The sequence below is a fragment of the Paracoccus mutanolyticus genome, assembly GCF_003285265.1.
GTDB classification, from domain to species: Bacteria; Pseudomonadota; Alphaproteobacteria; order Rhodobacterales; family Rhodobacteraceae; genus Paracoccus; species Paracoccus yeei.
The window spans coordinates 1,545,468-1,568,354 of sequence record NZ_CP030239.1; the positions used below are offsets into that span (position 1 = coordinate 1,545,468).

Consider the following 22,887-nt stretch of genomic DNA (forward strand, 5'->3'; position numbering starts at 1 on the left):
ATGCGCCGGTGACCGAGGACACGCTTGCCGCGGCCATCGCCCATGAATTGCGCCGCGAGATCCTGCGCGGCAACCTGCCCCCCGGTGCGCCGATCAAGGAACGCGACAATGCCGAACGCCAGGGCGTGTCCCGCACCCCCATGCGCGAGGCGATCCGGATCCTCGCGAAAGAGGGGCTGGTGGTGCTGCGCCCGCTGCGCAGCCCGGTCGTGGCCGATCCCTCGCTGACCGAGATCATCGACCAGATCCAGGTGCTGCATGCGCTGGAACTGCTGTCGGGCGAACTGGCCTGCCAGCGCGCGACCGAGGCCGAGATCGCCGGCATCGGCGCGCTGAAGGACCGGATCGAGGCCATCATGGCGAGGCCGACACCCTGACGTGTTCGAACTGGCATGCAGTTCCATTCCGCCATCGTCGCCGCCGCCCATAATGCGGCGCTTGCGGACACCCACGGCGCCTATATGGCGCGGCTGTGGCGGGCACGCTATCTGTCGGCGCGGCGCAAGCTGTCCCGGGATCGAGTGCTGCGCCAGCACCGGGCGATCCACGCCGCGCTGGCCGCGCGCGACGTGGACGCGATCAAGACCGAGGTTGCGGCCCATCTGGGGGCGATGATCGACAACATCAGGGACCATTTCCACGAGGAAACGGGGCAGGACAGGATGGACCGCAGCAGCGGCCCGACAGAGGCCGCACCATGAGCCGCAACGCCACCCTGGGCGGCATCGTCATGTTCGCGACCGCCGTGGCGCTGTTCGCAACGCTGGACACGACCGCGAAATGGCTGATGAGCACGGGGCTTGCGGCCCTGCAGGTGGCCTTCGTGCGCTATGCCGGGCACCTGGTCGCGACGCTGGCGGTGACGCTGCCCCGGCAGGGGCTCGGGGTGCTGCGCTCGGTCGATCCGCGGCTGCAGCTGGCGCGCTCGCTGTGCCTGCTGGGCAGCACGGGGCTGAACTTCGTCGCGCTGAGCTATCTGCCGCTGACGACCGTCACCGCGATCATGTTCGCAAGCCCGGTGATCGTGACCCTGCTGGCGGTGCCGCTGCTGGGCGAACGGGTCGGGCTGATGCAGTTCGCCGCCATCCTGCTGGGTTTCTGGGCGTGCTGATCGTCGTCTCGCCGTGGGACGCGGAACTGCACTGGGCGATTTTCCTGTCGCTGGGGTCATGCATCTGCACCTCGGTCTATTTCATCCTGTCGCGGATGCTGGCGCGGGAGGCGACGGCGACGCAGCAGATCTGGGCCAGCGGCATCGCCACACTGTTCCTGGCGCCCCTGGCCTTCTGGCAATGGCAGGAGCCCTCCGGCCCGCTGGTCGTGCTGATGATGTGCCTGATCGGGTTGTTCGGCGCCAGTTCGCACAGCCTGGTGACGCTGGCGCACCGGATGGCCGATGCCTCGGTCCTGGCGCCGGTGGTCTATCTGCAGCTGCTGTTCGCGACCATCGGCGGCTATCTGGTCTTTCACCAGGTGCCGGGCGCCTCGACGCTGCTGGGTGCGATGGTCATCATTGCCGGGGGCGTGCTGCTTTGGCTCTCGGGACGGCGAAAGAGAATTGCGGCAATCAGGACTTCCGCCATCGCGATTTCTTCGGAACAGTCGGAACGGAAACTCAAGGAGGACAGATGAAACTTTTGCGCTATGGCCCCGAGGGCCAGGAAAAGCCCGGCCTGCTGGATGCCGATGGGCGGATCCGCGACCTGTCGGGCCAGATCCCAGACATCGCGGGCGATGTGCTGACCCCCGAGGGGCTGGAACGGCTGGCCGCGCTGGACCCGGCCAGCCTGCCGCGTGGTCGAGGGCTCGCCCCGCATCGGCGCCTGCGTGGGGCAGGTGCGCAAGTTCATCGCCATCGGCCTGAACTATGCCGACCACGCCGCCGAAAGCGGCATGGCCGTGCCGTCCGAGCCGGTCGTCTTCAGCAAATGGACCAGCTGCATCGTCGGCCCGGACGACGACGTGGTGCTGCCCCCCGGCTCGCGGAAATCCGACTGGGAGGTCGAGCTGGGCGTGGTCATTGGCAAGACCGCGCGACAGGTGTCCGAGGCCGAGGCGCTGGACCATGTCGCGGGCTATTGCGTGGTCAACGACGTGTCCGAACGCGAATGGCAGCTGGAGCGCGGCAACACCTGGGACAAGGGCAAGGGCTTTGACACCTTCGGTCCCATCGGCCCCTGGCTTGTGACCCGCGACGAGGTGCCGGACCCGCAGGACCTGTCGATGTGGCTCGAGGTGGACGGCAAGCGCTATCAGGACGGTTCGACCAAGACGATGGTGTTCGGCGTGGCGGCGCTGGTCGCCTATTGCTCGCGGCTGATGACGCTGCTGCCGGGCGATGTGATCACGACCGGCACGCCCCCCGGCGTCGGCATGGGGCAGAAGCCGCCGGTCTATCTGAAGGGCGGCGAGGTCATGCGCCTGGGGATCCAGGGTCTGGGCGAACAGACCCAGCGCGTGCGGGCCTGACATCGGGCGGCGGGGCGACCCGCCGCCCTTTTTCCATGGGGAAATGCGATGCGGTTTTCCGCCAACCTGGGCTTTCTCTGGGCCGACCTGTCCCTGCCGCAGGCGATCCGCGCCGCGGCGGCGGCGGGCTTCGATGCCGTCGAATGCCACTGGCCCTATGACGCCGACCCGGCCGAGGTCGCGGCCGCCCTGCGCGACACCGGCCTGCCGATGCTGGGGCTGAACACCCTGCGCGGGGCCTTGGGCGAAAACGGGCTTTCTGCGCTGCCTGGCCGCGAGGCCGAGGCCCGGGCCGAGATCGACCGCGCCATCGCCTATGCCCGCGCCATCGGCTGCGGCGCCATCCATGTCATGGCGGGCTTTGCCGAGGGCGCGGCGGCCGAGGCCGTGTTCCTGGCGAACCTGGACCATGCCTGCCGTTCGGCGCCGGACCTGACCATCCTGATCGAGCCGCTGAACCGCCATGACGCGCCGGGTTACTTCCTGACCGGCTCGGACCAGGCGGCGCGGCTGATCGAACGGGTGGGGCACGCGAACCTGAAGCTGATGTTCGACTGCTATCACCTTCAGATCATGGAGGGGGATCTTTCGCGGCGGCTGCGGGCGCTGCTGCCGGTCATCGGGCATGTGCAGATCGCCTCGGTCCCCGACCGGGGCACGCCGGATCATGGCGAACTGGATTATCGCCATATCTGCGGCGTGCTGCGCGATCTGGGATGGGATCGGCCGTTGGGGGCGGAATACCGGCCTGTCGGGGCGACAGAGAACAGCCTGGGCTGGTTGCCGGTGCTGCGCGCGGTCTGACGGCGCGGCGCCGGTGGCGCGGCTATTTGGAAAACGGTGAAGATCAGGCGGGGTCGCCCGGCAGCCGGGCCTTGGCCTTGCGGGCCAGGATCCTGGCCACCGAGGCGTCGGCCTGGCGGCCGAGGCCCGCCTGCGCGGCCTCGCGGTAAAGCGCCAGCGCGGCGGTGGCGAGCGGGGTGGGCGTGTCCAGCGCCTGGGCCGCGTCGGTGACGATGCCCAGATCCTTGACGAAGATGTCCACCGCCGAGAAGGGCGTGTAGTCGCCCCGGACCACCTGCGGGCCGCGGTTCTGGAACATCCAGCTGTTGCCGGCGCATTCCGCGATCACATCCTGCACCGTCGCCAGGTCCAGCCGGATTTCGCGGCCAGGACCATCGTCCTCGGCCATGGCGGCGATGTGGACACCGGCCAGAAGCTGGTTGATCAGCTTCATCCGGCTGCCGGCGCCGGGTTCCTCGCCCAGGCGGAAGACCCGCGCCGCGATGGCGTCGAGCGCCGGCTGGATGCGCCGGAAGGCCTGCTCGGGCCCCGAGGCCATGATGCTGATCGCGCCTTCGCGTGCCTTGGCGGCCCCGCCCGAGACCGGGCGTCGATGGCGAACATCCCTGCCGTGGTGAGGTCGGCGGCGATCGCCACCGCGTCATCGGGCGGCATGGTCGGGCAGAGCGCAAAGACGGTGCCGGGCCGGGCCGCAGCGACCGCGCCGCCCTGGAACAGCACGCGGCGCGTCTGGGCGGCATCGACCAGGAAGACGAAGACCGCGTCGCTGTCCTGCACCGCCTCGGCCGGTGTCGTGGCGACCCGGCCCCCGGCCGCCGCCAGGTCCCGGCCGGGCTGGGGGTCGAGGTCGAGCCCGGTGACCGGGATGCCGGCGCGGGCCAGCGACAGCGCGGCGCCAAGCCCCATCGAGCCCAGCCCGATGACGGTCGTCGAGAGGTCGGTCATCCGGTTTCCCCCTTGAAGCGGTCAGACATTCATCGACAGGTCGTAATGCATCCGCGCCAGCCCGGGCTCGGCCCGGTCGAACAGTTCGGGCGACAGCCGGACCACCGCCGGCAGGTCCTCGAACACGCGGCGCAGGTGCAGGCGCATGGTCGCCTCGGCCATGTCGGGGTCCTGGCTTGCGATGGCATCGACGATGGCGCGGTGCTGGTCCACCATGACCTGGGCCGGCGTCACGGCCGAGAGCAGGTGGCGTACGCGGTCCAGGTGGATCTTGAGCCCCTGCAGGTGGACGCCGACCAGCGCCTTGCCGGCGATGGCGGCCAGGGCGGCGTGGACTCCTCGTCCAGGGCGACCAGCCGGGCGGGGTCGCCAGGGTCCACGGCGGCCTGCCGGTCGATCATCGCGCGCAGCCGGCCGACCTCGGCGGGACCGGCCATGCGGGTGGCGATGCGCACGATGTCGGCCTCGGTCGCCTCGCGGATGAAGCGGGTGTCGAGCACCCAGTCCATGTTGATGCGCGTGACGAAGGTGCCGCGCTGGGGCCGCACCTCCAGCAGGCCCTCGGCGGCCAGACGGATGAAGGCCTCGCGCACGGGCTGGCGCGACAGGTCGTACTGGTCGGCGATGTCCTGTTCCGACAGCCGCATGCCGGGCCGCAGGTCGCCGGTCACGATCCGGCGGCGCAGCAGGGCATGCATCTGGGCCGCCGCCGGCAGGTCTGGGTCGGCGCGGGGCAGGCCGGCTGGGGCCGCTGGTCGGTGTGTAACGCTGCCTTCATCGGCCCTCCTGCCCCGGTATTTCGGACGAATGGGGGGCTTGCGTCAACCGCCTCGCACGCGGGCAAAGCCCAGCGTGGTGGTCTGGCGATAAACCTGGCCCATTCCCAGCACGGCCGAAGGATAGTCGGGATGATGCGGGGCATCGGGCCACAGCTGCGATTCGAGCGCGATGCCGGCGTGGGGGCCGTAGACCTGTCCCGACAGGCCGGGCGCACCGGGACGCAGCAGGGCGCCGGCATAGACCTGCAGGCCCGGCTCGGTCGAATCGATGGTCATTTGCAGTGACCGGGCGCGCAGGGTGGCGGCGCGGCGCGGCGCCATCGTCCGCCGCGTGCCCAGGCACAGGTTATGGTCGATCAGCGGGCCCTGAAGCCGGTCGCCCAGCCGCGCGGGCTGGCGGAAATCCAGATGCGTGCCCTGCACCGGGGCGGGCGGGCCCAGCGGGATCAGGTCGTCGTCCACCGGCAGATAGGTGTCGGCGGGGACGGTCAGCCGGTGATCGGCGACGGTCGGGCGGCCGTCCAGATTGAAGTAGCTGTGCTGGGCGAAGTTGCAGAACGTGTCCTCGGTCGCGCCGGCGAGGATGGCGATGCGCAAGGCCGGGCCGGGCAGCAGGTGATAGGTCACCCGCACCAGCAGCGCGCCGGGAAAGCCCATGTGCCCGTCCGGCAGGCGGTCCGACAGGGCCACGAAATCCGGCCCCTGGTCGGCGATGATCCAGTTGCGCTGTCCGGTCCCGTCCGAGCCCCCGTGCAGCGTCGTGCGGCCGCGTTCGTTGCGGTCCAGCGTCAGCGCCTTGCCGTCCAGCACCGCCCGGCCCCCCGCGATGCGGTTGGCGCAGCGCCCGACGATGGCGCCGAAATAGCGGCCTTCGGCCAGGTAGGGGGCCAGTTCGGGAAAGCCCAAGACCAGCGGCTGGGCGATACCGTCCAGCCGCAGATCCTGCAGCGAGGCGCCCCAGGTGATGCCGAGGCCGTCAGCCCATGCGCGGACAGCGTGACGCGCCGGACGGGGCGGCCGTCGGGCAGGGTGCCGAAGTCCGTGGCGGTCATGGCCTGACCCGGGGCTCGGCCAGGCCGCGGGCGCCGTCGGGCAGGACCAGCCAGGTGCGGCCGTCCTGTGCGCCGTCCAGCCCCTCGGCCGCGCTGGTCACCAGGATGCGGTCCAGGTTTTCCCCGATGAAGGCCGGGCAGCTGACCTGGGCCGAGGGCAGGGTGACGCTGTCGATCTGGGTGCCGTCGGGCGCGTGGCAGACCAGCGTGCCGCTGCCCCAGCGCGCGTTCCAGAAATTGCCGCGCGCGTCGGTCACCGCGCCGTCCGGGTGCTGGTCGGTGCCGGTCAGGTCCAGATAGATGGCAGGCTCGCCCACCGGCCAGCCGCGGGCGTCCAGCGGCTGGCGCCAGACGATCTGGCGCGCGGTGTCGGCGAAATAGGCGTGCCGCCCGGCGGGATCGAAGCGATGGCGTTGGGGTGTCCATGCCGTCGCAACCGCTCCTGCCGGCCGTCGAACCTGCGATGGCTCGCGCCCGCGCCGGGGCTGGCGTCCAGCCCCATCGTGCCGATCCAGAAGCCGCCCCAGGGATCGGCCCGCCCGTCGTTCGAGCGGTTGCCGGGCCTGTCCGCTTCCAGCGCGACCAGCGGCTCGCGCGCGCCGCTGCCCAGGTGAAAGCGGAAAAGCGCGCTGGCGCTGGCGATCAGCAGGCTGTCGCGGTCGATCCAGCCCGCGGCCGAGACGGGCTCGTCGAACTGCCAGGACAGTTCGCGCCCCTGATGCCGGCTCAGCAGGCGCTTGCCCAGGATGTCGAACCAGAAGGCCTGGCCGCGTTCGGGGTGCCACAGCGCGCCTTCCCCCAGGGTGCAGATGCGCGGATCGAAGAGCGTATGTCTCATGCCAGGGATCGCAGCGCCGAAACCATCTCGCGCGCGCGCGCGCCCACGTCCTCGGGGCTGTCGCCGGGCCGGTAAAGCGAGGTGCCGATGCCAAAGCCCTGGGCGCCGGCGGCGAACCAGTCGGCAAAGTTCTGCGGCCCGACGCCCCCCACGGCATAGACCGGGATTTCGGGCGGCAGGACGGCGCGCAGGGCCTGCAGCAGGCCGGGCCCCGCCTGGCCTGCGGGAAACAGCTTCAGCCCGGTCGCGCCGGCGGCGATGGCGCGGAAACACTCGGTGGCGGTAAAGACGCCCGGATAGCTTTCCAGCCCCAGCCGGCGGGTTTCGCGGATCACCTCGGGGTTCATGTCCGGGGACACGATCATCCGCCCGCCCGCGTCCGCGACACGGCCCACGTCCGGCAGGCTCAGCACGGTGCCCGCGCCCACGGTGGCCTGGCCGCCGAAGCGGGTGGCCATCAGCCGGATGCTTTCCAGCGGATCGGGCGAGTTCAGCGGCACCTCCATCCGGTCGATGCCGGCCTCGATCAGGGCGGTGCCCACTGGAATGGCCTCGGCCGGGGTCAGGCCGCGCAGGATGGCGATGATGGGTTGGGTCATTCGGTCCTCAGCAATGCGGCGGCGGCGGTGGTCAGTCCGGTCAGGACCAGGGCCGAGCCGTCCTTTTGGTAGGCGTCGGCACCCCGCTGCGTCAATGCCCCTGCGTAAAGCCCGGCCAGCCCCTCGGCGCCGATCACCGCCACGCGGGCGCCCTGCCACAGGGGCCGCGCCGCCGCGATCTCGGCCCCGATCAGCAGGGCGGACAGCCGCCCGGCCGCCGCCTCGGGCGAAAGCCCGTCCAGCAGCGCGGCCGCCCGCAGCGGAAACAGCCCCGCCTGCGCAAGTCCGGGGTCGGCTGCGACCTCGGCCAGCGTCCGGTGAAAGGCGGCCGCATCCGCCGCGGCCTCGCCGATGGTCAGGCGCAGGACGGACTGGCGCGACAGCAGGGCGTAAAGCTCTCCGGTCATGAAGGTGCGAAAGGCGGTGACGCGGCCGCCTTCGACGCGGACCCATTTGCAATGCGTGCCGGGAAGGCACAGCGTGCCCGCGAAATCCGGGGTCTCGGCCAGGAAACCGGCGATCTGGGTTTCCTCGCCCCGCATCACGTCGGGGGGATCGGACTGCATCAGCCCGGGCAGGATATGGACGTCCAGCCGCGCGTCCCGCACGGGCGGCCGTGTGGCGCGCAAGGGATCGAGGGGCGTGCAGGGGACGGCGCGATATTCGGCCTCGGCCCAGCCGGTGCGGGCCCCGACCATGCCGCAGGCGATGACCGGGGGGGCGCCATCGAGCCAGTCGCCGGCCAGCTCCAGCAGCGCGGGCTCGAACCCGTCCGGGGTCAGCGCGCCCATGCCCTTGTCCGAGGCGCGGGCCTCCAGCACCTGCCCGCCCGCCATGGCCCAGGCGCGCAGCCGGCTGGTGCCCCAGTCCACCGCGATCCAGTCGGGCCTTACCATGCGAAGGCTTCGGTCTGGATGCGCCGGCCCAGCATCATCGCATCCGCGACGTGGCGGAAAGGGGCCAGGTCCACCTCGCTGGTGCCGCGCTGGATCAGCTGAGCAAAGCGGGCATAGATGCGGTCGTATTCCCCCGACAGAGAGCTTTCGCTGGCGATGGCCCGGCCCTCGATCAGCACGGTCGCGCCGCCCTGGGACAGGTCCAGCCGGCCCCGGTCGGTGTCGATCTGCATGTCCCAGGTCTGCGGCCCGGTTTCGCGGAAATCGAAGTCCAGGTCCACGGGCGCGCCTTCCTCGGTCAGCATGGTCAGCTGCGCGGCGATGGGCGTGTCGCGGTTTTCGGGAAATTCCAGCGTGGCCGCGGTGGTGTAAAGCGCCACGGGCAGGATGTGGGTCAGGATGGAATAGGCGTTGATGCCGGGGTCGAATACGCCGGTGCCGCCGGGGGCAAAGATCCAGTCCTGGCCCGGGTGCCAGCGCCGCACGTCCTCGCGCCAGGTGACGGTGATGCGGGTGATCCGCTTGTCCGCCAGCCAGGCCTTGGCGCCCGGTTTCCCGGCGCGAACTGGCTGTGCCAGGCGGCGAACAGCACCCGGCCCTGGTCGCGGGCGATCCTTTGCAGGGTCATCACCTCGCTGACCGTGGTGCCGGGCGGCTTTTCCAGCAGGACGTGCTTGCCCGCCAGCAGGGCTTGCCGCGCCACGGCAAAGCGGACCTGCGGCGGCGTGCACAGCGACACCGCCTGCACCCGGGGGCTTTGGCGCAGCAGGGCGCCGATCTCGGGATAGGCAGTCAGCCCCTCGGGTCGGGCGACGGGGTCGACCACGGCAGCCAGATTGAACACGGGCGAGGCGTCCAGCGCCGCGCGATGCTGGTCCCGGGCGATCTTGCCGAAACCGATGATGGCCAGATCAATGGCTGTCACGTCCCACCTCGCGTCCGCGGCATCCTTTCAGGAAATCGAAATCGGCGCCGGTGTCGGCCCCCTCGACATGATCGTGGAACATGCGGGCGTAGCCGCTGGCGGGCGGGGCCACGGGCGGCACCCATTCGGCCAGCCGCCGCGCGATCTCCTCGTCGCTCAGGTCCAGGTGCAGGCGCCGGTTCGGCACGTCCAGTTCGATGAAATCGCCGGTCCGCACGATGGCCAGCGGCCCGCCCCGCGCCGCCTCGGGCGAGGTGTGCAGGACGACCGTGCCATAGGCGGTGCCCGACATGCGCGCGTCGCTGATCCGCACCATGTCGGTGATGCCCTTTTTCAGCACCTTGGGCGGCAGGCCCATGTTGCCGACCTCGGCCATGCCGGGATAGCCCTTGGGACCGCAGTATTTCATCACCATGACGCAGGTCTCGTCGATCTCCAGCGCATCGTCGTTGATCCGCGCCTTGTAGTCGTCGATGTCCTCGAACACGACCGCCCGGCCGCGATGGCGCAGCAGGTGGGGGCTTGCGGCCGAAGGCTTCAGCACCGTGCCGCCCGGCGCCAGGTTCCCGCGCAGCGACGTCCGATGCTAACCTCGTAAGCACTGGTGGAGAGTATGTATATACCTTCCCATTCGACCTTCCCAAATATCATGACCTCGTCCCAGATCTGCGACTGCATTACAACTCGTCCCGGCAGGACGCCGCATCGCCCAGGCGGTTCCGCAACATCGGGCAGGCCGCCGGCATAGAAGAATTCCTCCATCAGGTACTGGCCCGAAGGCATCAGGTTCACGATGGTCGGAATGTCGCGGCCGCAGCGGTCCCAATCGTCCAGCGTCAGGTCGACGCCGACCCGGCCCGCCAGCGCCAGCAGGTGGATCACCGCGTTGGTCGACCCGCCGATGGCGCCATTGCAGCGGATCGCGTTCTCGAACGCCTGCCTGGTCAGGATGTCGCTGGGCTTCAGGTCGTCCTTGACCATCTGCACGATGCGCCGGCCGGTCAGCTGCGCCATCACGCGGCGGCGCGAGTCCACCGCCGGGATCGCGGCATTGCCGGACAGCGCCATGCCCAATGCCTCGGCCATGCTGGCCATGGTGCTGGCGGTGCCCATGGTGTTGCAGGTGCCCGAGGACCGGCTCATCGCCTGTTCGGCGTCCAGGAAGTCCTCCTGCGTCATCTCTCCGGCCTTCACGGCCTCGGAGAACTTCCACAGATGCGTGCCGGAGCCAGTGCGCTCGCCCCGGAACCAGCCGTTCAGCATCGGGCCCCCGGTCACGACGATGGACGGAATGTCGGTCGAGGCCGCGCCCATCAGCAGGCTGGGCGTGGTCTTGTCGCAGCCGACCAGCAGCACGGCCCCGTCGATGGGCTGGCCGCGCATCGCCTCCTCGACCGCCATGGCGGCGAGGTTGCGATACATCATCGCGGTCGGCCGATAGGTGTTCTCGGAGGCCGAAAACACCGGCACTTCGACCGGAAAGCCGCCGGCCTCCCAGACGCCGGCCTTCACCTTTTCGGCCAGCTCGCGCAGGTGGCCGTTGCAGGGCGTCAGGTCCGACCAGGTGTTCAGGATGCCGATGACGGGCCGGCCGTCGAACAGGTCATGCGGATAACCCTGATTCTTCAGCCAGCCGCGGTGATAGATGGTGTCGCGCGAATTGCCGCCATACCAGTGCTGCGACCGCAGCGTGCGCGGCCATTCGGCGGGTTTGAAGGTGGTCATGCTTTGCTCTTGTTCGAGACGTCGAAGATCACGGCGGCCATCAGCACCAGGCCCTTGATGACCTGCTGATAGTCGATGCCGATGCCCAGGATGGACATGCCGTTGTTCATCACGCCCATGATGAAGGCGCCGACGACGGCGCCGATCACGGTGCCGACGCCCCCGGCCATGGACGCGCCGCCGATGAAGACGGCCGCGATCACGTCCAGTTCGAACCCGACCCCGGCCTTGGGCGTGGCCGAGTTCAGCCGCGCCGAGACGACCATCCCCGCTAAGGCCGCCAGCATCCCCATGTTGACGAAGGTCAGGAACACCACCCGTTCCGAGTTGATGCCCGACAGTTTCGCCGCCTTGGCATTGCCGCCGATGGCATAGATGCGCCGCCCGATGGTGGTGCGTTCGGAAATGAAGGCGTAAAGCGCGACCAGGATCGCCATGACCATGAAGACGTTGGGCAGCCCGCGGAAATTCGCCAGGGCCCAGGTCATCCAGACCAGCGCCAGAAAGATCAGCGCGTTCTTGGCCGCGAAGAAGGCAAAGGGCTCGTCCGCGATGCCCACGGCCTCTTCGCGCTTGCGGGCGCGGATCTGCAGCCACAGGATGGCGATGGCCGCGCCCCAGCCCAGGACCAGCGACAGGGTGTTGGGCTTGTCCGGTCCGAACAGGTCCGGGATGAAGCCCGAGGCGATCATCTGGAATTCGCGCGGGAAGGGGCCGATGCTTTGCCCCTGCAGGATCCACATGGTCAGGCCCCGGAACACCAGCATCCCCGCCAGGGTGACGATGAAGCTGGGGATCTTCCAATAGGCGATCCAATAGCCCTGCGCCGCGCCGATCAGCGCCCCCGCGACCAGCGACAGCACCACCACCAGCGGGATGGGCAGGCCCATGCGCACGATCATCAGCGCGGCAAGCGCGCCCACGAAGGCCGCGACGGACCCCACCGACAGGTCGATGTGGCCCGCGACGATGATCAGCAGCATGCCGACCGCCATGATGACGATGTGGCTGTTCTGCAGGAACAGGTTCGTCAGGTTGACCGGGCGGAACAGGATGCCGCCCGTGACGATCTGAAAGAACGCCATGATGATGATCAGCGCGAACAGGATGCCGTATTCGCGGATGTTGCGGCGGATGAAGCCGAAGGTATCGCCGCCGGGGCGGGTTTCGATGGTGTCAGACATGGGCGGCCTCGGCCTCGATTTCCTCGGGGGTGACGTTTTCCTCGGTCAGGGTGTGGCCCGACGTGATGATGATCTCCATGATGCGTTCCTGGGTCGCCTGGGCGGTGGGCATGTCCCCCACCAGGCGGCCTTCGTTCATCACGAGGATGCGGTCGGTGATGCCCAGAAGCTCGGGCATTTCCGAGGAGATCACGATGATGGATTTGCCCGCGGCCGCCAGGTCGCGGATGATGGTATAGATTTCGTATTTGGCGCCGACGTCGATGCCGCGCGTGGGTTCGTCCAGGATCAGGATCTCGGGGCCCGAGAACAGCCATTTCGCCAGCACGACCTTCTGCTGGTTGCCGCCCGACAGGTTCACCGTCGCCTGGTCGATGGAGGACGACCGGATGTTGATCTGCTTGCGATAGTCGCGCGCGACCTGGCCTTCCTTGTGGCGGTCGATGACGCCCTTCGGGGCGACGCCGCGCAGGTTCGCCAGCGGGATGTTGCGGCGGATCGTGTCGATCAGCACCAGGCCCAGCGACTTGCGGTCCTCGGTCACATAGGCCAGGCCCGCCTTGATGGCCTTGGGCACGGTGGACAGGTCCACGGGCTTGCCGTGGATGGACACGCTGCCCGATTTCCACGCGCCCATGCTGCGGCCGAAGATCGACATGGCCAGTTCGGTGCGGCCCGCGCCGATCAGCCCGGCGATGCCCAGCACCTCGCCCCGCCGCAGGTCGAAGCTGGCGCGGTCGACCATCAGCCGGCCCTCGCGCGCGGGATCGGCCACGGTCCAGTCGCGGACCTGCATCACCACCTCGCCGACCTTCGGTTCGCGGGGGGGATAGCGGTCGTTCATCGACCGGCCCACCATGTCCTTGATGATCTGCGCCTCGGGGACCATGCCGTCGTGATGGGCCACGGTCGCGCCGTCGCGCAGCACGGTGATGCTGTCGCAGACCTGCGAAATCTCGTTCAGCTGTGCGAGATCAGGATCGCCGTCATGCCCTGGTCGCGAAAGCTGGCCAGCAGGCGCAGCAGCGCATCGCTGTCGTTTTCGTTCAGCGAACTGGTCGGTTCGTCCAGGATCAGCAGATCGACCTTTTTCGACAGCGCCTTGGCGATTTCCACCAGCTGCTGCTTGCCCATGCCCAGCTCGCCCACCCGGGTTTCGGGGCTTTCGCGCAGGCCGACCTTGGCCAGCAGCTCGGCGGTGCGGCGGTTCGTCTCGTGCCGGTCGATCACGCCGCGCGTCGCGATCTCGTTGCCCAGGAAGATGTTCTCGGCCATCGTCATCTGCGGCACCAGCGCCAGTTCCTGGTGGATGATGACGATGCCCTGCGCCTCGCTGTCGGGGATGCCGCGAAAGGCGACGGGCTTGCCGTTGTACAGGATCTCGCCGTCGTAGGTGCCGTGCGGATAGACCCCGGACAGCACCTTCATCAGCGTGGACTTGCCGGCGCCGTTCTCGCCGCACAGCGCCCGGATCTCGCCCCGGCGGACGGTCATGTTGACGTTGTCGAGGGCTTTCACCCCGGGAAATTCCTTGGTGATGCCCCGCATTTCCAGAATGGCGTCCATCGCTTCCCCCTTCGCGATGGGGATGCCGCCGCGACCTGGCGGCGGCATCCCGGTTTGTCACTTGATCTGGTCTTCGGTGTAGTAGCCCGAGCCGACCAGAACCTCCTTGAGGTTCTTCTCGGTCACGGCGACCGGCTCCAGCAGGTAGGACGGGACCACCTTGACGCCGTTGTTGTAGGTCTCGGTGTCGTTCACCTGCGGCTCTTCGCCCTTCATCATGGCGTCGACCATGCTGACGGTGACCTTGGCCAGTTCTCGGGTGTCCTTGAAGATGGTCGAATACTGTTCGCCCGCCAGGATCGACTTGACCGACTGGACTTCGGCGTCCTGGCCGGTGACGATCGGCATCTTCAGGTCGCCCGAGCCATAACCCACACCCTTGAGCGAGGACAGGATGCCGATGGAGAGCCCGTCATAGGGCGAAAGCACCCCGTTCACCTGCTTGTCGGTGTAGTTCGCCGACAGGATGTTATCCATGCGCGACTGGGCGGTGGCCGGATCCCAGCGCAGGGTGCCGACCTTGTCCATGCCCATCTGCCCCGAGGGGATCACGATCGAGCCGTCGTCGATCATCGGTTGCAGGACCGACATGGCGCCGTCGTAGAAGAAGAAGGCGTTGTTGTCGTCGGGCGAGCCGCCGAACAGCTCGACGTTCCAGGGCTTGACGTCCGGGAAGCGCTCCTTGAGTCCTTCGACCAGGGTATTGGCCTGCTCGACGCCCACCTTGAAGTTGTCGAAGGTCGCGTAATAGTCGATGTCGGGCGTGTCGCGGATCAGCCGGTCATAGGCGATCACCTTGATGTCCGAGGCCTTGGCATTGGCCAGCGCGTTCGACAGCGTGGTGCCGTCGATGGCCGCGATCACCAGCACGTTCACGCCCTTGGTGATCATGTTCTCGATCTGGGCCAGCTGGTTCGGGATGTCGTCGTCGGCATATTGCAGGTCGGTCTGATAGCCCGCGTCCTGGAACTGCTTGACCATGTTGTTGCCGTCGTCGATCCAGCGCGCCGAGGTCTTGGTCGGCATCGAGATCCCGACCATGCCTTCGGCCGCCGCGATCCCGGGCAGCGAAAGCGCCAGGACCGAAGCCGTGGCGACAGCAAGTTTCCTAAGATTGAACATGTTTTCTCCCGTTCATGGCACGGCAGAAGCGGGCGCTCGGCGGCGCCTCTTGACCCTCATGCCTGCTTTCCCCCCTTCGCGGGCCGCCTGCGCGATCCGCAGCGAAGGCGGCCATCTCGGCGCGCGCCCCGCTTGTCTGACAGGCTAGACCGCCGCGCTTGCGACCGTCAATTTCGGTTTGCGCGGCGCGATATACCAGGCATGATATGTCTTAGCGCTAACATCGGGATAAGCACGCATGGCAGGCAGCCGGGACGCGGCCGAGGAACTGATCTCGCGGGGGATCAAGCTGCGCCAGCTTGCGCTGCTGGTGGCGGTGGAACGCAGCGGCCAGCTCGCCGAGCGGCGGCGATCATGAACATGACGCAGCCGGCCGCCTCGCGCATCCGGCGGATCTGGAACGGATCGTGGGCGCCGATCTGACGCTGCGTCACAGCCGGGGGGTCAGCCTGACCCCTGCCGGCGAGCGTCTGGCCGAACGTGCGCGCATCATGCTGCGCGACCTGGATATCGCCGGGCGCGAGGTGCGCGACATCGGCCGCGGCCGGCTGGGCGCGGTGCGGCTGGGCTCGGTCGCGGGGCCGTCGCTGGAGCTGGTGCTGCCGGTGGTGCGCAGCCTCGAGCGGTCCGAGCCGAACCTGCGCGTCACCATCGAGGTCGATTCCAGCGACCGGCTGGCCGCGGATCTGCTGGCCGGCGAACTGGACCTGTATCTGGGCCGCGTCCCCGACCGGCTGGACCCCGCCAGCTTCGACCTGGTGCCGATCGGTCCCGAGCCCCTGTCGCTGATCGTGGGCCGGGATCACCCGCTCGGCGGGAACCCCTGCGGCCTGTCGGACTGCCTGGCCCACGACTGGGTCATGCAGCCGCCGGGTACCGTGCTGCGCGCCACGGTCGAACGCTATCTGCTGGACCGGGGACTGGTGCTGCCGGCCTCGGTCATCTCGACGGGGTCGCTGATGCTGACGCTGGCCTTCGTCATGCATTCGCCGGCGGTGGGGGTGCTCTCCACCTCGGCGGCACGGCTGTTCGAGGCGGAAAACCGCGGGCCCGTCCTGCGCCTGCCGGTCGCCCCAGACCTGGCGGTGACGCCCTATGCCATCGTCACCCTGCGCGGGCGCGAGCCCACCGCCGCGGCGCGCGTCTTTCTGAACGTCCTGCGCGAGGAACTGCAGCAGCGCGCCGTCTAGGCGCCGGCGCGCACATCGGCCCAGTCGGGATGCCGGTCGAACTGGATGCGCACATAGCTGCAGGCCGGCACGATCCGCAGGCCCTTGCTGCGGGCATCCTGGACCAGCCGGTCCACCAGCGCGCCCGCCGCGCCGCTGCCGCGCATGGCGGGGGGCGCATAGGTGTGATCGGCAACGATGGTTCCGGGGCCGGCGGCGCGCCAGGTCAGTTCCGCCTCGCCCTGGATGCCGGGCAGGGCGACGGAATAGCGGCCCGAGGATCCGTTATCCTCGTGGCGGACATTGGGACGGGGCTGGGACACGGGACTTCTCCTTGACCGGGGTCTGCCGGGACAACGCCCGGCAGCGGTCCCGGGGTCCATGCCCCCGGCGGGATCAGGCGCGTTCGGAATATTCGAAGGTTTCGGTGTTCACGACGATGTTTTCATCCGCGCCGACGAAGGGCGGAATCATCACTCGCACGCCGTTGTCCAGGATCGCCGGCTTGAAGCTTTTCGCGGCGGTCTGGCCGTTGAGCACCGGCTCGGTCTCGGCCACGCGGCAGACGACCTTCTGCGGGATGCGTACGGACAGGGGCTCGTCGCCGTAATATTCGACGGCGGCGGTCATGCCGTCCTGCAGGAAGGGGCGGCGGTCGCCCAGCAGGTCGGCGTCCAGTTCGGTCTGTTCAAAGGTGGCGCTGTCCATGAACACCAGCTTGCCGTCGGATTCATACAGGAACTGCTGGTCCTTGAATTCCAGCTGGACCTGATCGACCTTGTCCTCGGACCGGAAGCGTTCGTTCAGCTTGCGTCCGTCGCGCAGGTTCTTCAGCTCGACCTGGGCGAATGCGCCGCCCTTGCCGGGCTTGACGTGGTTGACCTTGACCGCGGCCCACAGGCCCCCGTCGTGTTCCAGCACAAAGCCGGGCTTGATTTCATTGCCGTTGATCCGGGCCATCCTGCAAACCTTGATATCGGGAAAGTCGGTCGGTCCGGGGTTGAACCGCCATCAGCCGGCCCTATATCCAGCCACGCGGTCCAAGGCAACCGGATCGGACTTTCGGCGTTGTCAAGGCTGACTGAAGGGATTTGGTTGTCGTGAATCGGTTATCATTTTCGTGTTATCCGCAGATTTCGCGCGCCTTGCGCGCTATGCATGGCTGTCATGAGGGTGAGGGCATACCGAATCAGACCCGGGATCGGCTAATCCCGACAGGCGCCGCCATTGACTGGCGATCAACATCGGCAGGGCAGGGGCCCCGCCGCTATGCGGTTTGGCAAGAATAACAGGATAAAGAAAATGCGCGATTTTGTGGATGGCTCGGCTTTCAATTTTGAACAAGGACAGCGCGCCCGCAAGCTTTTTGCCGCGGTGGTGCTGGCTGCCCTGGACGATGCGATCGCGGATGACAAAAAATATGGCAACGGGCCTGATCAGATTGCACGCTGGGCACGGTCGCGCGACGGGCGCGAGGTCCTGTCCTGCGCCGGCATCGACCCGAACGACGCGTGGTCAAGGGCCTGATGGAGTTCGTGGCCAAGGGCGTGCGCACCTCGGTCGCGCTGTCGCGCGAGGAATCCGAACGCCGCCACGCCGCCGAGGAAGCCGACGCGGCCTGATCGCCCCTCCTTCGACATCTGTCGTGCTTTCGGCCGCCCCACGCCAGGGCGGCCTTTTTGCTGTCACTGGAACAGGCGCAGCACCAGGGGCGCGATGATCGCGGTCAGCACCGCGTTCAGCCCCATGCCGATGCCGGCGAAGGCCCCCGCGGTTTCGTTCACCTGGAAGGCGCGGGCGGTGCCGATGCCATGCGCGGCCACGCCCACCGCAAAGCCGCGCGCGCGCCAGTCGCGCACGCCCAGCCCGTTCAGCAGGGGCGCACGATCACCGCGCCGAAGATCCCGGTCAGCAGCACCAGGACGGCGGTGATCGTCGGCTCGCCCCCCAGCCCCTCGGCGATGCCGATGGCGACGGGGGCGGTGGTCGATTTCGGCGCAAGGCTGGCCATCATCACCGGCGACAGGCCGAAGGCATGCCCGATCGCCAGGACCGAGGCGATGGCCGTGACCGAGCCCGCGACCAGCGCCGCCGCCAAGGGCAGCGCCGCCCGGCGCACCCGATGCAGGTTTTCGTAAAGCGGCATCCCCAGCGCGACCGTGGCCGGACCCAGCATGAAATGGACGAATTGCGCGCCCTCGAAATAGGTCTGATAATCGGTGCCCGTCACCCCCAGCACCAGCGCCAGCAGGATCACCGCGACCAGCACCGGGTTGGCCCAGCTTTGCCGCCCCATCGCCCGGAAAAAGCGGTCCCCCAGCCAGTAGGCCACCAGCGTCGCCGTCAGCCACAGCAGCGGCCCGCGCGACAGATAGGACCAGATCATCCCCGCGTCGGTCATTCGCCCTGGCCTCCGGTGGCGCGCACGACCCAGACAAAGACCAGCGCCGCCACCGCGATGGCCAGCGCGGTCGAGACGGTCAGCGCAAGCGCGATGGCCAGCCCGTCGCGCGGAATTCGCCCAGATGCGCCACGACGCCGACGCCCGCCGGCACGAAGAACAGCGACAGGTTGCCCAGAAGGCCCAGCGTGACGGGGCGCAGCATCCCGGCCAGGCGGGGGCGCAGGCTGCAGCTGGCGACCAGCAGCAGAAGGCCGATCACGGGGCCGGGGACGGGCAGGCCCAGCCCGCGGGCGGCGATCTCGCCCGCAAGCTGGAACGAAAGCAGGATGACAAGCGCGGGGATCATGGGGGATTCCGGTCGAAATATCCTCAAATCTTGTGGATAACACCGCGGCGGACCCGATATCTAGGGGGCGCGGTTGACTAAGGGGGCCGAAACCGCGAAAAATCCCCCATGGATCCAATCGGGATGACCCCTTGCGTTTCGACCGGCTGCGCCTGAACGGCTTCAAGAGCTTCGTGGACCCGACCGACCTGGTCATCCACGACGGGCTGACCGGAGTCGTCGGTCCGAACGGCTGCGGCAAGTCGAACCTGCTCGAGGCGCTGCGCTGGGTCATGGGCGAGAACCGGCCCACCGCCATGCGCGGCGAAGGGATGGAGGACGTGATCTTTGCCGGCACCGCCCGCCGGTCCGCCCGCGCCCATGCCGAGGTGACGCTGCTGATCGACAATGCCGAGCGGCTGGCCCCGGCGGGGATGAACGACAGCGACACGCTGGAAATCTCGCGCCGGATCACGCGTGACGCGGGTTCGGCCTATCGCATCAACGGGCGCGAGGTGCGGGCGCGCGACGTGCAGATGCTGTTCGCCGACGCCTCGACCGGGGCCCATTCGCCCGCGCTGGTGCGGCAGGGCCAGATCTCGGAACTGATCAACGCCAAGCCCAAGGCCCGCCGCCGCATCCTTGAGGAAGCGGCCGGCATTTCCGGCCTTTACCAGCGCCGGCACGAGGCCGAGCTGAAGCTGAACGCCGCCGAGGCGAACCTGGCGCGGCTGGACGACACGCTGGATCAGCTGTCGGCGCAGGCCGCCTCGCTGGCCCGGCAGGCCCGCGCCGCCGCCCGCATCGCGAGATCGGCGCCGCCCTGCGCCGGGCCGAAGGGATGCTGCTGTATCGCCGTTGGGCCGAGGCCGACCAGGCCCGCGCCGCCGCGGCCGAGGCGCTGCAGGATGCCCTGCGCGCCGCCGCCGGGGCCGAGGCGCAGGCCCGCCGCGCCATCGCCGCGCGCGAGACCGCCGATGCCGCCCTGCCGCCGCTGCGGGACGAGGAGCAGGTCGCCGCCGCCATCCTGTCGCGCGCCACCGTCGAGCGCGAGGCCCTGGACGAGGCCGAGGCCCGCGCCGCCCAGGCGATCCGCACGCTGGTCGCGCGCATCGCCCAGCTTGACCGCGACCTCGAGCGCGAGGCGGGGCTGAACCGCGACGCCGGCGAGGTCATCGCCCGGCTGGAGGCCGAACGGCAGGATCTGGAGCAGGCCGGCCGGGGCCACGACGACCGTCTGGCTGCCGCTGGCGAGGCCGCCGACGAGGCCGCCGAGGCGCTGCGCCTGGTCGAGACGCGGCTGGCCGAGCTGACCGACGAAGCCGCCCGGCTGGCCGCCGCCATCAATCCGCCGAACGGCTGGCCCATGACCTGCGCCAGATGCAGGCCCGCGCCGACCGCGCGGCGGTCGCGGCCGAGGAAAAGCTTGCCGCCGCGTCCAGGGCCGGGACCGGCGCCGAGGCCGCCCGGGAGGCCGCCGAGGCGGCGATGGAGGCGGCCCGCGCCCGCGCCGAACTGGCCGAGGAGGCCTTGGCCGCCGCCGAGGAGGAGCGCAGCGCCCTGGAGGACGCCGAGGCCGAGGCCCGCGCCGCCCGCGCCGAGGCCGAGGGCGGCTTTCGGCGCTGGCGGCCGAGATGGCGGCGCTGCGCCGGCTGGTCGAACGCGGCCAGGGCACGGGCTCGGTCCGGACCTGGTGCGGGTGGCGCGCGGCCACGAGACGGCCTTCGGCGCCGCGCTGGGCGACGATCTGCAGGCCGCGCTGGTCAGCGAGGGGTCGGGTTGGCACGCGCTGCCGCCCTGCGACGGCCCGGCGCTGCCGGTCCCGGCCCTGGCGCCGCAGTCGAGGCGCCGGCCGCGCTGGCCCGGCGTCTGGCGCAGGTCGGGCTTGTGCCCGACGCGGAAACCGGCGCCGCGCTGCAACCCGGCCTTGCGCCGGGGCAAAGGCTGGTGACGCTGGCGGGCGATCTGTTCCGCTGGGACGGGATGCGGGTGATGGCGGGGGAGTCCGTCTCGGCCGCGGCGCTGCATCTGCAGAAGGTGAACCAGCTGGCCGAGCTGTCGGCCCAGGCCGAGGCCGCCCGGACCCGTGCCGAGCGTACACAGGCCGTACACCGGGCGTGCACCGAACGGCACGCCGCCGCGACCGAGGCCGAAAAGCGCGCCCGCGACCTGCGGCGCGAGGCCGAGCGCGGCCTGTCGGACGCCGCCCGTGCCGCGACCCGCGCGGAATCCGACCTGTCTCTGGCGCAAGGCCGGGCCGAGGCGGCGCGCGCGGAACTGGCGCGCCACCGCGCCGACGCGGACGATGCCGGCGCCCGCCTGGCCGAGGCCGAGCGCGCGCTGGCCGATCTGCCCGAGCGCGCCGCCGCCGCCCAGGCGCTGGACCATGCCCGCATGGGGGTCGAGGCCGCGCGCATCGCCACGCTGACCCGGCGCGGCGCGCTGGACGAGATCCGGCGCGAAGCCGAGGCCCGTGCCCGGCGCCTGGCCGAGATCGCGCGCGAGGTGGCCGGCTGGCGCCAGCGGCTGGACCAGGCCGGCACCCGCGCCGCCGAACTGGCCGCCCGGCGCGAGGCAGCGCCCTGGAGCTGGAGGAGGCCGAGGCCCAGCCCGAGGTCCTGGCCGAGCGCCGCGCGGTCCTGACCGAGGCCGAGGCGCAGGCGAGCGCCCGCCTGACCCGCGCCCGCGCCGCCCTGTCCGCCGCCGAACAGGCCCAGCGCCTTGCCGCCGAGGCCGAGCGCGAGGCCGAGCGCGCCGCATCCGACGCGCGCGAGGCCCGCGCCGCCCGCGAGGCCCGCGCCGAGGCGGCGGCCGAGGCCGAGGCGCAGGCCCGCGCCCGCATCCTGGAGGATGCCGAAACCACGCCGCAGGCGCTGCTGGAAAGCCTGGGCTCGGTCGACGCGACGGCCCTCGACGCGCTCGAGGCGCAGATCGCCCGGCTGCGCCAGCAACGCGAGGGCTTGGGCGCGGTCAACCTGCGCGCCGACGACGACAAGGCGGAGCTGGAAACCGAACGCGACCGGCTGGCCGCCGAAAAGGACGACCTGGCCGAGGCGATCCGCAAGCTGCGCCAGGGCATCGCCAGCCTGAACCGCGAGGGGCGCGACCGGCTGCTGGCGGCCTTCGACACGGTGAACCGCAATTTCACCACGCTGTTCACCCATCTGTTCGGCGGCGGCGAGGCGCGGCTGGTGCTGGTCGAATCCGACGATCCGCTTGAGGCGGGGCTGGAAATCCTGTGCCAGCCGCCGGGAAAGAAGCTGAGCACGCTGAGCCTTTTGTCGGGGGGCGAACAGACGCTGACCGCGCTGGCGCTGATCTTTGCCGTCTTTCTGGCCAATCCCGCGCCGATCTGCGTTCTGGATGAGGTCGACGCGCCGCTGGACGACGCCAACGTCACCCGGTTCTGCGACCTGATGGACGAAATGACCCGCCGCACCCGGACGCGCTTTCTGGTCATCACCCACCATGCGGTGACGATGGCGCGGATGGACCGCCTGTTCGGGGTGACGATGGTGGAACAGGGCGTCAGCCAGCTGGTCAGCGTGGACCTGACCCGCGCAGAGGCTCTGGTCGCCTGAAGGGCAAGCGGCTATAGGCCGCCCAACCCCTTGCGGAGCCGTCCATGCCCGTCCTGCCCGCCCTGCTGTTCGCCGCCGTCCTGCAGACGGCGCCCGCCCCCATGCCGGGGCAGGTGCTGGGCGATCCCGCCCAGATCGGCGCCATCCTGTCCCAGCTTGGCCTGCCCGTCACCTGGGGACGGGACGTGCAGGGCCTGGCCGCCCTGGAAAGCGAGATCGACGGCACGCTGTTCAACGTCTATTTCTACGATTGCGCGCCCCTGTGCCGGCGCATGCAGTTCGTCACCGGCTTTACCCTGACCAGCCCGATGACGCCCGAGGACGCGAACGGCTGGAACCGCGACCATCCCTTCGGCAAGGTCGTGCTGACGGACGAGGGCCAGCCCTATCTGGAAATGGATATCGGGCTTGCAGAGGACGGCCTGGGGCGCAAGAATTTCGAGGACGCGCTGGCCACCTGGCGCGACACCCTGCGCGATTTCCGCGCCGCCATCAGCAACTAGA

The 22,887-nt window shown here is 69.7% G+C and carries 20 protein-coding genes and 8 pseudogenes; 10 read left to right on the forward strand and 18 right to left on the reverse strand.

Features of this window, described 5'->3' with window-relative positions; all coding sequences use genetic code 11:
- The first annotated feature begins 8 nt into the window (after positions 1 to 8).
- From DPM13_RS22610 to DPM13_RS08320, 6 genes and pseudogenes are all read left to right on the forward strand, one after another.
- Positions 9 to 377 carry a GntR family transcriptional regulator gene (locus tag DPM13_RS22610; protein WP_223252453.1) on the forward strand — a complete coding sequence of 123 codons (369 nt, stop codon included), beginning with the start codon at positions 9 to 11 and terminating at the stop codon, positions 375 to 377.
- Positions 378 to 392: 15 nt separating this feature from the next.
- Positions 393 to 701, forward strand: coding sequence for an FCD domain-containing protein (locus tag DPM13_RS22615; RefSeq protein ID WP_223252454.1), 309 nt, complete (start codon positions 393 to 395; stop codon positions 699 to 701).
- Entirely contained in the window at positions 698 to 1,111 is a 414-nt protein-coding gene (locus DPM13_RS08305; RefSeq protein ID WP_112887820.1) for an EamA family transporter, read from the forward strand. Before DPM13_RS22615 ends, DPM13_RS08305 begins: the two co-directional genes overlap by 4 nt.
- Positions 1,105 to 1,632, forward strand: coding sequence for a DMT family transporter (locus DPM13_RS08310; protein ID WP_189654881.1), 528 nt, complete (start codon positions 1,105 to 1,107; stop codon positions 1,630 to 1,632). Before DPM13_RS08305 ends, DPM13_RS08310 begins: the two co-directional genes overlap by 7 nt.
- Positions 1,629 to 2,469 (forward strand): annotated as a pseudogene (locus DPM13_RS08315) (ureidoglycolate lyase). The gene DPM13_RS08310 and the pseudogene DPM13_RS08315 overlap by 4 nt, the downstream one beginning before the upstream one ends.
- A gap of 48 nt (positions 2,470 to 2,517) precedes the next feature.
- Entirely contained in the window at positions 2,518 to 3,273 is a 756-nt protein-coding gene (locus DPM13_RS08320) for a hydroxypyruvate isomerase family protein (protein ID WP_112887822.1), read from the forward strand.
- Between the two features lie 43 nt (positions 3,274 to 3,316).
- Here DPM13_RS08320 and DPM13_RS22620 read toward each other — a convergent pair whose 3' ends face one another.
- From DPM13_RS22620 to chvE, 14 genes and pseudogenes are all read right to left on the reverse strand, one after another.
- Positions 3,317 to 3,706 carry an NAD-binding protein gene (locus tag DPM13_RS22620; RefSeq protein WP_223252551.1) on the reverse strand — a complete coding sequence of 130 codons (390 nt, stop codon included), beginning with the start codon at positions 3,704 to 3,706 and terminating at the stop codon, positions 3,317 to 3,319.
- A gap of 90 nt (positions 3,707 to 3,796) precedes the next feature.
- Positions 3,797 to 4,218: pseudogene (locus tag DPM13_RS22625) on the reverse strand (NAD(P)-binding domain-containing protein); the annotation flags it as partial.
- Between the two features lie 21 nt (positions 4,219 to 4,239).
- A complete protein-coding gene (locus DPM13_RS22630; protein WP_223252552.1) occupies positions 4,240 to 4,542 on the reverse strand; it encodes an FCD domain-containing protein in 303 nt (100 codons plus the stop codon).
- Entirely contained in the window at positions 4,449 to 4,916 is a 468-nt protein-coding gene (locus DPM13_RS08330; RefSeq protein WP_223252455.1) for a GntR family transcriptional regulator, read from the reverse strand. The genes DPM13_RS22630 and DPM13_RS08330 overlap by 94 nt, the downstream gene beginning before the upstream one ends.
- A 123-nt stretch (positions 4,917 to 5,039) precedes the next feature.
- Positions 5,040 to 5,903, reverse strand: coding sequence for an aldose epimerase family protein (locus tag DPM13_RS08335; RefSeq protein WP_317616418.1), 864 nt, complete (start codon positions 5,901 to 5,903; stop codon positions 5,040 to 5,042).
- 142 nt (positions 5,904 to 6,045) lie between these two features.
- Positions 6,046 to 6,887 (reverse strand): annotated as a pseudogene (locus DPM13_RS08340) (SMP-30/gluconolactonase/LRE family protein).
- A complete protein-coding gene (locus tag DPM13_RS08345) occupies positions 6,884 to 7,486 on the reverse strand; it encodes a 2-dehydro-3-deoxy-6-phosphogalactonate aldolase (protein WP_112887823.1) in 603 nt (200 codons plus the stop codon). The pseudogene DPM13_RS08340 and the gene DPM13_RS08345 overlap by 4 nt, the downstream one beginning before the upstream one ends.
- Entirely contained in the window at positions 7,483 to 8,382 is a 900-nt protein-coding gene (locus DPM13_RS08350) for a 2-dehydro-3-deoxygalactonokinase (RefSeq protein ID WP_112887824.1), read from the reverse strand. The genes DPM13_RS08345 and DPM13_RS08350 overlap by 4 nt, the downstream gene beginning before the upstream one ends.
- Entirely contained in the window at positions 8,376 to 8,867 is a 492-nt protein-coding gene (locus DPM13_RS25945; protein WP_317616419.1) for a hypothetical protein, read from the reverse strand. Before DPM13_RS25945 ends, DPM13_RS08350 begins: the two co-directional genes overlap by 7 nt.
- A complete protein-coding gene (locus tag DPM13_RS25950) occupies positions 8,777 to 9,307 on the reverse strand; it encodes a Gfo/Idh/MocA family protein (protein ID WP_317616420.1) in 531 nt (176 codons plus the stop codon). Before DPM13_RS25950 ends, DPM13_RS25945 begins: the two co-directional genes overlap by 91 nt.
- Positions 9,294 to 11,032, reverse strand: a pseudogene (locus tag DPM13_RS08360) (IlvD/Edd family dehydratase). Before DPM13_RS08360 ends, DPM13_RS25950 begins: the two are co-directional and overlap by 14 nt.
- On the reverse strand, positions 11,029 to 12,216 hold the full coding sequence (gene mmsB / locus DPM13_RS08365) for a multiple monosaccharide ABC transporter permease (RefSeq protein WP_112887825.1): 1,188 nt from the start codon (positions 12,214 to 12,216) through the stop codon (positions 11,029 to 11,031). The pseudogene DPM13_RS08360 and the gene mmsB overlap by 4 nt, the downstream one beginning before the upstream one ends.
- Positions 12,209 to 13,782 (reverse strand): annotated as a pseudogene (mmsA, locus tag DPM13_RS08370) (multiple monosaccharide ABC transporter ATP-binding protein). The gene mmsB and the pseudogene mmsA overlap by 8 nt, the downstream one beginning before the upstream one ends.
- A gap of 57 nt (positions 13,783 to 13,839) precedes the next feature.
- On the reverse strand, positions 13,840 to 14,904 hold the full coding sequence (gene chvE / locus DPM13_RS08375; RefSeq protein ID WP_028719195.1) for a multiple monosaccharide ABC transporter substrate-binding protein: 1,065 nt from the start codon (positions 14,902 to 14,904) through the stop codon (positions 13,840 to 13,842).
- A gap of 407 nt (positions 14,905 to 15,311) precedes the next feature.
- Between chvE and DPM13_RS08380 the strand changes: the two genes are divergently transcribed.
- Positions 15,312 to 16,094: a LysR substrate-binding domain-containing protein gene (locus tag DPM13_RS08380; protein ID WP_112887826.1), complete on the forward strand. Its 783-nt coding sequence runs from the start codon at positions 15,312 to 15,314 to the stop codon at positions 16,092 to 16,094.
- Here DPM13_RS08380 and DPM13_RS08385 read toward each other — a convergent pair.
- Positions 16,091 to 16,396 (reverse strand): GNAT family N-acetyltransferase, encoded by a 306-nt coding sequence (locus DPM13_RS08385; protein WP_028719196.1) that lies wholly within the window; start codon positions 16,394 to 16,396, stop codon positions 16,091 to 16,093. The two genes, DPM13_RS08380 and DPM13_RS08385, sit on opposite strands and share 4 nt — an antisense overlap.
- Positions 16,397 to 16,469: 73 nt before the next feature.
- Positions 16,470 to 17,033, reverse strand: coding sequence for an elongation factor P (efp, locus tag DPM13_RS08390; protein ID WP_028719197.1), 564 nt, complete (start codon positions 17,031 to 17,033; stop codon positions 16,470 to 16,472).
- A 342-nt stretch (positions 17,034 to 17,375) separates the two neighbouring features.
- Between efp and DPM13_RS08395 the strand changes: the two are divergent.
- Positions 17,376 to 17,695 (forward strand): annotated as a pseudogene (locus DPM13_RS08395) (DUF6280 family protein).
- A 63-nt stretch (positions 17,696 to 17,758) separates the two neighbouring features.
- Here DPM13_RS08395 and DPM13_RS08400 read toward each other — a convergent pair.
- Together DPM13_RS08400 and DPM13_RS08405 are read right to left on the reverse strand one after the other, a co-directional pair.
- Positions 17,759 to 18,474 (reverse strand): annotated as a pseudogene (locus DPM13_RS08400) (LrgB family protein).
- A 79-nt stretch (positions 18,475 to 18,553) separates the two neighbouring features.
- Positions 18,554 to 18,823, reverse strand: coding sequence for a CidA/LrgA family protein (locus tag DPM13_RS08405; RefSeq protein WP_317616421.1), 270 nt, complete (start codon positions 18,821 to 18,823; stop codon positions 18,554 to 18,556).
- A gap of 131 nt (positions 18,824 to 18,954) precedes the next feature.
- Between DPM13_RS08405 and DPM13_RS08410 the strand changes: the two are divergent.
- Positions 18,955 to 22,383, forward strand: a pseudogene (locus DPM13_RS08410) (chromosome segregation SMC family protein).
- A gap of 44 nt (positions 22,384 to 22,427) precedes the next feature.
- Positions 22,428 to 22,886 (forward strand): YbjN domain-containing protein, encoded by a 459-nt coding sequence (locus DPM13_RS08415; RefSeq protein WP_080621358.1) that lies wholly within the window; start codon positions 22,428 to 22,430, stop codon positions 22,884 to 22,886.
- The last annotated feature ends 1 nt before the right edge of the window (position 22,887 follow it).